This is a genomic window from Roseateles sp. P5_E11, assembly GCF_054049355.1.
The window spans coordinates 1-820 of sequence record NZ_JBFUMO010001121.1; the positions used below are offsets into that span (position 1 = coordinate 1).

Here is an 820-nt window from a genome sequence, read left to right on the forward strand (position 1 = left end):
GCTGCCGACGAACAGGTAGAGCATCCCCGCCCAGGCAAGCCCGAAATAGGTGCTGCTACCCTTGGCGTCGATCTTGCCGGTGGTGGCCAGCCCCAGCAGGCTGCCCAGGACGAAAGTGCATATCGAGACGACCACCAGCATCAGCACCGCCAGCATGACGGACTTCAAGCCGACGAAGTAGACCGAGCGCGTGTGCAGCCGGATGCCACTGTGCTCGCCGGCGATGCGGTAGCCGCTGTTCTGGTAGCGCTTGATCAGCGCCGTGGACCAGGGCGCCGCCAGCAGGGCGGCCAACTGCAACGCCTGCCCGAGCCAGGCCAGGACGCCGCCGCCTGGGCCCTCACCCTTCAGGCTCCAGGCCAGCGCCAGCGCGGCAGGCAGGAACACCGGCAGGTAGGCGAGATAGGCTGCGCCCAGCGACCCCTCAAAGCCCATCCGCAAGCCACGCCAGCTGGTGTTGCCGAGGCGGAACTGCATCGATGCCCGCCACAGCGCCGGCCAGGCGGCACCCCCCAGCACGAAGGCCAGCAGCGCCGCGATGGGCGAGAACTCTCCGGCAAACGTGTAGACGAGCATCAGCACGGCCATCAGCACAAAGCCGCGGAACATCTTCCATGCGTCGCCGTGGAAGGCCAGCGCCTCGCCGTCGATCAAGGTGTTGGCGTAGAGGTAGCGGATGCGCCGCATCTTGGCGAACGGCAGGTAGAGCCCGCAGCTCAGCAGGATGAACAGCAGGTTGACGGCCCAGATGCGGAAGTACTCGCTGCCGGAGCCGGTGAAGCGGATCTCGAGAACACGCGGCGCGGGCTCGGTGTTGGGC

Annotated in this window: 1 protein-coding gene; it reads right to left on the reverse strand. The window is 67.3% G+C overall.

The features are described 5' to 3' along the window. Positions 1 to 820, reverse strand: an 820-nt coding sequence (locus tag ACXJKR_RS33820; protein WP_457326587.1) for a DUF898 family protein, incomplete at both ends; no start/stop codon positions are given.